This is a genomic window from Sulfurimonas sp. (assembly GCF_016744025.1).
In the GTDB taxonomy this organism is placed as follows: Bacteria; Campylobacterota; Campylobacteria; order Campylobacterales; family Sulfurimonadaceae; genus Sulfurimonas.
This window is the reverse complement of the sequence record NZ_JADGFC010000109.1, coordinates 1-9,067: the sequence shown is the minus strand read 5'-3', so window position 1 is coordinate 9,067 and position 9,067 is coordinate 1. Positions and strand designations below refer to the sequence as shown.

Here is a 9,067-nt window from a genome sequence, read left to right as displayed (position 1 = left end):
ACTTCTTTGTTTTTGGTCGAATAAGATTAGCAGATTATCGATTAATCCTATCTTTCAACTTACTTTCAAAAAATTGCACTTGATTTTAGAATTGGCGGTGTTAATTGTTCATAAACCTACATAACACTCATGATGATACTTAAGCGAAAGGATTTGTTATGGAAGTAAGAGGTTAGATTAATAGTTTTGACATTAATATGTAATTACAATATAATTACATAAAGGAGTTAGTTATGACTACACTTACTAAGATTGGGAACTCGCAAGGGATTAGGATTCCTAAACTTTTGATACAACAAGCACACCTTGACAATGTAAGTCTGGAACTTGAAGTTTTAGAAAATGGCTTACTTATCAAACCTGTAAATAATACAGGCAGAGATGCATGGAAAGCTAACATAGAGAAGGTTATGTCTAAAAACAAAGGGCTTAAAGATGAAGCTTACTTAGAAGACTTATTAAATGATAATGACTTGGAAGATTGGCAATGGTAGTTGATATAAAGAGATATGAGATTTATCTCGTTCGCTTAAATCCTACTGTTGGTTCTGAGATTCAAAAAACAAGACCTTGCATAGTTATATCACCAAATGAAATGAATGTTTTAAATACTGTTATTGTTGCACCCATGACGAGTAAAGGCTTTGATTTTGTTTTTAGACCAAAAATAAAGTTTGAAAAAAAAGACGGACTTGTTTTGTTAGACCAAATCAGGACAGTAGATAAAACAAGATTAGTTAAAAAATTAGGAAGTGTTGATAAAGCGACTTGTGAAAGCATTTCCAATATGCTTGTAAAAATGTTTGAACACTAAACACAAAATCGTTACTATCTGTAAGTCTCTATCTATTATAATAATATTAATAAACTAAACATTTAAAAATATGGATATAAATTGAACTGGCTTAATTTTTTTGATACTAAAATCACACAACTCAGACACCCATTTGGACGAGGTATAAATGCTACTATCGCTCCAGATGAAGAAGAACTTTTTAACAAGTCTTACGAGGCATTTGAAAAGCATGAAGTACTAGAAGCTTATGAGTACTTTTTTAAGTCTCTTGAGAACTACTCAGCAGATACTCCAAACCAAAATATCATCACTAAAAAAGAAGATGATAAACTTGAATTTGAGATATTTCAAGGTAGTGCAAGGATAGTAGGAACTGTTACTCAGGAGAGCTTATACGCTGAAGCTATCATGATTAAAACAGCAGATGCAGAGGTTGCACTAAAACGCTATATACTTGAGCGAAACTATCAACTTACTTACGCTTACTACTTCAGTGATGAAGAGTATGTCAAACTAAAGCTCTACCATGACAATGCTTCTGTATCTCCTCAAAAGATATTTTTTCCACTAAGAGAGATATCTCTAAATGCAGACTTTGACAAAGAACATATCAAGACAGAGTTTCCTGACATCACACTTCAAGATACAGGACATCTTGTAAAACTTGATAATGAAGAGTTAAAAATTAAGTATGATTTTTTACACAAGTGGATAGATGAGTTAGATGCAAAGATACTTACACTTCCTACAAATGACAATGCTGGGATGCAAGCATTTTTATATCTACACGTTCTTTTTAAAGTGGACTATCTTTTAGTTCCAAAGTGTGAGATATATCAAAAGATAAGCAAAAAGATACAACATTATTTTGCTGATGAAAGCAATCCTACTGAGTTTAAAAATGAAGAGTTAAAAAAATATATAGCAAAACTAAGAGATATGAGTTTTGAAGACTTTAGCACTAAGTTTTACAGTTCTAAATATACTTTCAATCCTATGGAAAAGACTTCTCACGAAGAGATGAGTAACTTTATAAGTGAATCACTAATAAAGATTCGTTGGTATAAAAACAATCGTTATACACAGATAATACCTACTATGTACAAATATATCTCTTTTTATATTTTATACAACTATGGATTAAATCCTGTAACTAAAGCTCTTATCCATACTTTAGTTGAGATTCAAAATCCAGCTTTTTTCAAAGCTCTGGATTACATTCCACTTTATGATGAAGAAAAAGAAGTATTTGTAAAAAAAGCAATTGTCTCCAAAGTAGAAGATGCTATCACTCCGCATCTAAGTCAGTACAAAGAACTTGAGCCTTTTGGTGATGAACTAAACTTCTCATCTCTAAATGATCTTAGCAATAGCTACCTTTTACAACTAAAACATTTGAACTTTGAGGAGATATAGATATGAATACTCAAAAAATCCTTGATACATATGTAGATAATATCATCCAAATCATGACACCATATGGTTCTGGTACAGGTTTTATTATTGGTGATTTAATCATTACAAATTCTCATGTTGTTGGTGGACTTAATGAAGTAGTTATAAGTTCTAAACAGACAAAAAGATCTATCGCTCAGGTTGTATATGATGACCCTGATTATGATTTGGCTTTTATACGTTCAGACTATGGAGTACTTAAAAACCCACTCATCTTATCAAATAAAAGCGTAACAGATGGTGATACAACAATAGCCATCGGGCATCCATATGGACTAAACTATACAGCTACTGAGGGAATCGTCTCAAAAGCCTCAAGACTTCAAGATGATTTGGAATATATACAAATAGATGCAGCTATAAATCCAGGAAACTCTGGTGGACCACTTCTCAATGAAGAAGGTGAAGTTATAGGTGTAAATACGTTTATAATACAAAATGCAAATAACTTAGGCTTTGCTCTTCCCTACTTTTATGTTCAAGAAACACTAGATAATTTTAAAAAGTTAGATGATGTAAATATTATCAAATGTCCATCTTGTAAAAATCTCATAAAAGAAAAAGAGATTAAAAATGACTACTGTCCTGAATGTGGTGTAAAACTTGAGGTTGCAAAACAAAGAAGAAAAGGATATAACCCTAGTGGAGCGACAAGACTTCTTGAAGAGATTTTAGACTCTCTTGATGTAAATGTTACACTCTCAAGACGCTCACAAGCCTCTTGGAGAGTAGATCAAGGAAGTGCAAGAGTTGAGATAAACTACTATGAAAATGGAATCATCATTGGGGATTCAAAATTATGTAGAATCCCACAAGAGAACATTGAAGAGATTTATGACTATCTGCTAAGTGAGAATGAAAAGCTTACTTATCTGCAGTTTTCCATAAATGAAAATAGTATTTATCTATCTTACTTAATTGTGGATTCATCGCTCACTCTTGATGAGGGTAAAATTGCATTTGAGAGACTTTTTAAACTCTCAGACAAGTACGATGGAATACTAATAAACAAATACAAAGCAATAAAATTAAAACGAGACGAGGAAGACAAATAATGGGTAAATTTTTAGAGTTCAAAGTAGATTTGGACAATTTTATAAATGATTTAAATACTAAACTAGAAGTAAACAACGACAAGATAGAAGAGCTATTAAAAACACAAAACAAGAGTTATGCAAATTTTGTAAAACCACTACAGATGCTAGAAGAGCGATTAGAGCTTTTCTTTACTCCTCTTTCGCATCTAAACTCTGTAAACAACTCAGATGAAACACAAAAGATATATGCTGATTCTTTGCCGATAATAACAGAGTACTCAACAAAAATATCTCAAAATTTAGATATTTACAATGCTTACAAAGAGATACAAAAGAATGAAGAAAGTTCTCTTAATTCTGAACAAAAAAGAGTAGTAGAGTTAAATATTCTACACTTTGAACTAAGCGGTGCTCACTTAGATGCAAGCGCAAAAGAGAGACTTCAAGAGATAAATATAAAAAAGAGTGAACTATCAAATAACTTCTCTCAAAACTTACTAGATGCAACAAATGCTTATGAGTTTGTAACTGAGGATATAGAAGATCTTGAGGGTTTACCTGAGAGTGATATAGAGAGTGCGAAGGTTGAAAAAGAAGGAGTTACAAAATACAAGTTTACTCTTCAGATGCCATCATACATCGCATATATGACTTATGGTAAAAATGCACAAATCAGACAAGCACTATATAAAGCTTATGTAACTAGAGCTCCTGAGAATGCAGCTATTATAGATGAGATGTTATCTCTTAAAAATGAGATGAGTAAGATACTTGGATTTGGTAGTTATGCAGAGTATTCACTTGCATCTAAGATGGCAAAAGATACGACAAGTGTAAATGAGTTTTTACAAACTCTTGTAACTAAGTCTAAAGCTCAAGCCGTAGAAGAGTTAAAAGAGGTTCAGACAATAGCTCCTGCTCCTCTACAAAGCTTTGATAGTGCTTACTACAGTGAGATACTCAAAAAAGCAAAATATGACATTGACGAAGAAGTATACCGCCCTTACTTTGAACAGACAAGTGTTGTAAATGGAATGTTCGATTTTTTAAATAAACTTGTAAATATTAGCTTTAAAAAAGTTGATGAAAAACTTTGGGATGAAAAAGCGACTTCTTATGACTTGATTCTTGATGGTGAAGTAAAAGCTAGAATCTACCTTGACCTTGAAGCTAGAAAAAGTAAAAGAGGCGGAGCTTGGATGCACAACTGGCAAGCTCACTGCAAGGATGAAAATGGTGATACACAACTTGCATCTGCATTTATAGTTTGTAACTTCCCAGCTTCAAGTGATACACAAAAATCACTTCTACGTCATGATGATGTTGTAACTCTTTTTCATGAAATGGGTCACGCTATTCATCATCTTCTTAGTAGTGTAAATGAAAATGAAGTAAGTGGAGTAAATGGAGTTGAGTGGGATGCAGTTGAGTTTCCTTCTCAGTTTTTAGAAAACTTTGCGTATGAGCCAAAGGTGTTAAAACTATTTGCATCTCATCATGAAACAGCAGAAGTTATCCCAGATGAAATGATAGAAAAACTTGTACGTGCAAAGAACTTCTTGTCTGCATCTGGAATGCTTAGACAGTTAGAATTTTCTATATTTGACTTTAAACTTCATACTGAGCTTTATAAAGGTGATGAAGTTCAAGAGTTACTAAATAGTATCAGAAAAGATACTGCTCTTATTAAGACTCCTGAGTATAACAAGTTTCAAAATGGTTTTGCTCATATCTTTGCTGGTGGTTATGCAGCTGGATACTACAGTTATAAATGGGCAGAAGTACTAAGTGCAGATGCATTTTTTAGTGTAGTAGATGAAGGAATATTTGGCTCACAAACTGCTAAAAAGTACCTTGACATAGTTCTAAACGGTGGTGGAGCAAAAAGTATGGATGAGTACTTTAAAGAGCTTATGGGCAGAGAGCCAAACCCACAAAACCTACTAAGGTTAAACGGCATTAAGTAGTGAAATCTCTTTTTCTACTTCTAGCCCTCTGGGCTACACTTCTTGGAGAAACAACCTTGAAAATAGCAACTTACAATGTAGAGAACCTTTTTGACTTAGAAAAAAAAGGGTATAAGTACAAAGAGTACAAACCTAACACAAAGTCTAACTGGAGTCAAAAAACATATAAAATAAAACTACAAAATATTGCTAGAGTCATTAAAGACATAGATGCAGACATAATAGCCTTAGAAGAAATCCACTCGCTTATAGCCCTAAAAGACTTAAGAAAAACTCTCAAAAAAAATGGCTTGTATTATCAGTACTACAAGATAGCAGACAAAAAAAACACAGCAATTAACGTTGCTTTTTTAAGTAAAATTCCTTTTGTTTATACAAAAGAGTTAACTGTTACCTCAACATATAAACATAGAAATATACTAGAGAGTAAGTTTAAAATAAATGGCAAAGACTTATATCTTTTTGTAAACCATTGGAAAGCTAAATCTGGACCTGAAAGTCAGAGAATAGTATCTGCAAAGATTTTAAGAGATAGAGTTTCAGAGATAGGCTACGATAAAAATATAGTTCTGCTTGGAGATTTTAACTCAAACTATGAAGAGTATAAAACATTTAAGAAAAGTAGAAAACACAACGATACAAATGGCAAAACTGGTATCAACCATATTTTAAGAAGTCTCACGCAAAATCAAAAAGCAAAAGATGTAGAGTATGAGAAAAAAAACTTCTATAACCTCTGGTACGATACAGATGCAGACAATAGATACTCATATATATTTAGAGGTAAAAAAGAAGCTATTGATAATATTCTAGTATCGCAACCTTTACTAGATAAAAAAGACATCTCATATATAGATAATTCTATTACTAACTTTAATGCTAAGTATCTATTTAAAAAGAAAAGAATTTTTAGATGGCAAGTCTCTAGAGCAAGAATCTCAAAACACAAAGGCAAGGGTTACTCAGACCACTTACCTGTAATGGCAAAATTTAGAGTTAAGTAAGAGACTGAAGAAAAAAATTATATAGATGATTTGAACTTATGTTATAATCCTGAAATTATGCTTTTAAATAAGCTTACATCAGTACTAGATCAAGAAATAATTGGCGAAGTTTTTTGATGTTATGATAAAACTAATGGATAAAGGAATTGCTATGACTTGGGTTACTCATGAAATGGAATTTACTAAAAAAGGAGTACACAGAGTTATGTTTAGAGGATACTCCATATGACTATATTTAACCTTTTTAAAATAGGAATAGGACCTTCTAGTTCTCACACAGTTGGTCCTATGCTTATAGCAAATGAATTTTGCAAACTTATTAAAAACAACAACTACTTTGATAAACTCGATAATATTAAAATAGAGCTTTTTGGCTCTCTTGGTTCAACAGGAATTGGTCATCATAGCGATGTAGCAGTACTGTTAGGTTTACTAGGAGAGAATCCAAAAGAAGTAGATATAGATACTATAGAAGAAAAAATATCCAAAATTATAAACTCTTCAACAATTAAACTTTTAAATGAAAAAGAGATAAATTTTTCCTTTGAAAATGATTTGATTTTACATAAAAACAAATCTTTACCTTTTCATCCAAATGCTATAAAACTTTCTATTTACGGAAATCAAGAAATTCTTTTTTCAAAAATTTATTATTCTATTGGTGGCGGAGAGATTTTATGTGAAGATGACATAAATAAAAAGTCAACAAAAGAAAAAGAAGTTTTATATGATTTTAAAAATGCTAAAGAACTACTCCGTATGGCAAAAGAGAATGAACTAAAAATATCTGAATTGATTTTAGAAAATGAAAGAACTTACAAAAATAAAGAGCAAATAAAAAAAGATTTATTAAATATTTGGCAAGTTATGAAAGATAGTGTTAAAAATGGATTAGTTCAAGATGGTATTTTACCTGGCGGATTAAATGTAAAAAAAAGATCATTTAAGATTCATAAAAAATTAAAAGAAGAAGACGGTCATGATCCCATAGTATTTATGGATTGGATAAATCTATATGCACTTGCGGTAAATGAAGAAAATGCAAGTGGACATAGAGTTGTTACTGCTCCAACAAATGGAGCCGCGGGAATTATTCCTGCAGTTTTACACTATATAATTACTTTTTTATTAAAAGAAGAAAATGAAGAAGAAGTTGTAATTGATTTTTTATTAACAGCAGGAGCTATTGGACTTTTATATCAAAAAAATGCATCTATCTCTGGTGCTGATGTTGGGTGTCAAGGGGAAGTTGGTGTTGCTTGTTCTATGGCAGCTGCAGGAATGGCTAATTATTTAGGGGCTACTATTGAACAAATAGAAAATGCTGCTGAAATTGGGATGGAACATAATTTAGGGCTTACTTGTGATCCAATTGCTGGTCTTGTGCAAATTCCATGTATAGAAAGAAATGCAATGGCAGCTGTCAAAGCTGTAAATGCAGCTAGAATGGCAATAATTGGAGATGGGAAACATTATGTTTCACTAGACTCTGTAATAAAAACTATGTATGATACTGGTAAAGATATGCAAAATAAATATAAAGAGACTTCATTAGGTGGGCTGGCAGTTCATTATGTTGAGTGTTGATTTTTATAATGAAGACACCAGTCTATCTCTTTTTTACCATTAGCATTTAGGTATTCGTTAGATGCAGAAAATGGTTTTGAGCCGAAGAAACCTCTGTATGAAGATAGAGGTGAAGGATGTGGAGCTTTTAGTATGAGATGTTTTCTTGCATCTATAAGCTTTTCTTTTTTCTGAGAAGGCCCTCCCCACAAAACAAAAACTATATTTTCATACTCTGATGAAAGTTGATTTATAACAAAATCTGTAAACTTTTCCCAGCCTTTATTTTTATGAGAATTCGGCTTCGCTTGTTCTACTGTTAGAACACTGTTTATAAGTAAAACACCCTGCTCTGCCCACGCAGTCAAGTTTCCAAAACTCGGTGAGTCACATCCCATATCATCAACTAACTCTTTATATATATTTTTAAGGGATGGAGGTACTTTGCACTCATCACTAACTGAAAATGCAAGACCATTTGCTTGGTTCTGCCCATGGTAAGGGTCTTGACCAATAATTACTACTTTTACATTCTCTGGGGATATAAGATTAAAAGCTCTATATATATTTTCATACTTTGGATATATAATTTTTGAAGCATACTCCGAATCAACAAATTCTTGTAATTTTATAAAGTATAGCTCTTGCATCTGTGTGCTTAAAAGAGCTGACCATTTATTATCTAAAAGCATAAAAACTACGATTCTTGTGAAAGTTCTAAGATAATTTCTCTTAGCTCATCTTTATCAAAAAATATATTTAAAGATAATTCATTACTAAATTTCTTTAGCATCTTATTTTTTTTAGCAATTCTAGCTTGTTTATTTTCTTTTAATGGTTCTAACGCCGCTTTAAGTTCACTCTTATAACCAGCAACAATATCTGTTCTTTTCTCTTCTTTGCTCTGAATTATCTCAACTACGTTGCTTCGCATAGTTATTATAATGATAATAATAAAAATCACTATACCTATCCCAGTATAAATTATTTCACTATCCACAAAAAACCTTTAATTTACTCATTAATTTAAATTTATCACAAGTATATTATAATGGCCTGAAAAATCAAGACAACTTTTCAGTTTGATTAATTTCTACCTTCTGCTGTTACCTTACCCCACATTTTTGACTTAATTAAAAATATGGGGGGGGTTTGAAAACCCTTGCAAACTTCTGTATATTGGTAAGAAACCAAGGTATTTCTATAATGGATTATAAAAAAGCTCTAAAAACTGTCCAAAAT

General features: G+C 31.8%; 10 protein-coding genes. 8 read left to right on the top strand and 2 right to left on the bottom strand.

Translation table 11 applies throughout. The features are described from left to right. Nucleotides 1–233: 233 nt before the first annotated feature. The 8 genes from QZZ48_RS12435 (at nucleotide 234) to QZZ48_RS12400 (ending at nucleotide 7,846) form a co-directional block, all read left to right on the top strand. Nucleotides 234–494, top strand: coding sequence for an AbrB/MazE/SpoVT family DNA-binding domain-containing protein (locus tag QZZ48_RS12435; RefSeq protein WP_294966368.1), 261 nt, complete (start codon nucleotides 234–236; stop codon nucleotides 492–494). Beyond that, entirely contained in the window at nucleotides 488–814 is a 327-nt protein-coding gene (locus QZZ48_RS12430; RefSeq protein ID WP_294966366.1) for a type II toxin-antitoxin system PemK/MazF family toxin, read from the top strand. The genes QZZ48_RS12435 and QZZ48_RS12430 overlap by 7 nt, the downstream gene beginning before the upstream one ends. A gap of 81 nt (nucleotides 815–895) precedes the next feature. Beyond that, a complete protein-coding gene (locus QZZ48_RS12425; RefSeq protein WP_294966364.1) occupies nucleotides 896–2,212 on the top strand; it encodes a hypothetical protein in 1,317 nt (438 codons plus the stop codon). 2 nt (nucleotides 2,213–2,214) lie between these two features. After that, nucleotides 2,215–3,306 (top strand): trypsin-like peptidase domain-containing protein, encoded by a 1,092-nt coding sequence (locus tag QZZ48_RS12420; protein WP_294966362.1) that lies wholly within the window; start codon nucleotides 2,215–2,217, stop codon nucleotides 3,304–3,306. Then, complete coding sequence (locus tag QZZ48_RS12415; protein WP_294966360.1) at nucleotides 3,306–5,255, top strand: M3 family metallopeptidase; 1,950 nt, start codon at nucleotides 3,306–3,308, stop codon at nucleotides 5,253–5,255. The genes QZZ48_RS12420 and QZZ48_RS12415 overlap by 1 nt, the downstream gene beginning before the upstream one ends. Beyond that, complete coding sequence (locus QZZ48_RS12410) at nucleotides 5,255–6,259, top strand: endonuclease/exonuclease/phosphatase family protein (protein WP_294966358.1); 1,005 nt, start codon at nucleotides 5,255–5,257, stop codon at nucleotides 6,257–6,259. Before QZZ48_RS12415 ends, QZZ48_RS12410 begins: the two co-directional genes overlap by 1 nt. A gap of 100 nt (nucleotides 6,260–6,359) precedes the next feature. Further along, on the top strand, nucleotides 6,360–6,488 hold the full coding sequence (locus QZZ48_RS12405) for a hypothetical protein (protein WP_294966356.1): 129 nt from the start codon (nucleotides 6,360–6,362) through the stop codon (nucleotides 6,486–6,488). Next, entirely contained in the window at nucleotides 6,485–7,846 is a 1,362-nt protein-coding gene (locus QZZ48_RS12400) for an L-serine ammonia-lyase (protein ID WP_294966355.1), read from the top strand. Before QZZ48_RS12405 ends, QZZ48_RS12400 begins: the two co-directional genes overlap by 4 nt. On the opposite strand, the gene QZZ48_RS12395 is transcribed toward QZZ48_RS12400, so the two are convergent. Further along, nucleotides 7,831–8,517 (bottom strand): uracil-DNA glycosylase, encoded by a 687-nt coding sequence (locus tag QZZ48_RS12395; RefSeq protein ID WP_294966353.1) that lies wholly within the window; start codon nucleotides 8,515–8,517, stop codon nucleotides 7,831–7,833. The genes QZZ48_RS12400 and QZZ48_RS12395 overlap by 16 nt on opposite strands. 5 nt (nucleotides 8,518–8,522) lie before the next feature. Continuing rightward, complete coding sequence (locus tag QZZ48_RS12390) at nucleotides 8,523–8,825, bottom strand: hypothetical protein (protein WP_294966351.1); 303 nt, start codon at nucleotides 8,823–8,825, stop codon at nucleotides 8,523–8,525. Nucleotides 8,826–9,067 lie beyond the last annotated feature (242 nt).

Excerpts from the sequence above, each read along its gene's own strand:
- QZZ48_RS12435 (WP_294966368.1), top strand. The coding sequence starts at position 234 with ATGACTACACTTACTAAGATTGGGAACTCGCAAGGGATTAGGATTCCT.
- QZZ48_RS12430 (WP_294966366.1), top strand. The coding sequence starts at position 488 with ATGGTAGTTGATATAAAGAGATATGAGATTTATCTCGTTCGCTTAAAT.
- QZZ48_RS12420 (WP_294966362.1), top strand. The coding sequence starts at position 2,215 with ATGAATACTCAAAAAATCCTTGATACATATGTAGATAATATCATCCAA.
- QZZ48_RS12415 (WP_294966360.1), top strand. The coding sequence starts at position 3,306 with ATGGGTAAATTTTTAGAGTTCAAAGTAGATTTGGACAATTTTATAAAT.
- QZZ48_RS12400 (WP_294966355.1), top strand. The coding sequence starts at position 6,485 with ATGACTATATTTAACCTTTTTAAAATAGGAATAGGACCTTCTAGTTCT.
- QZZ48_RS12395 (WP_294966353.1), bottom strand. The coding sequence starts at position 8,517 with ATGCTTTTAGATAATAAATGGTCAGCTCTTTTAAGCACACAGATGCAA.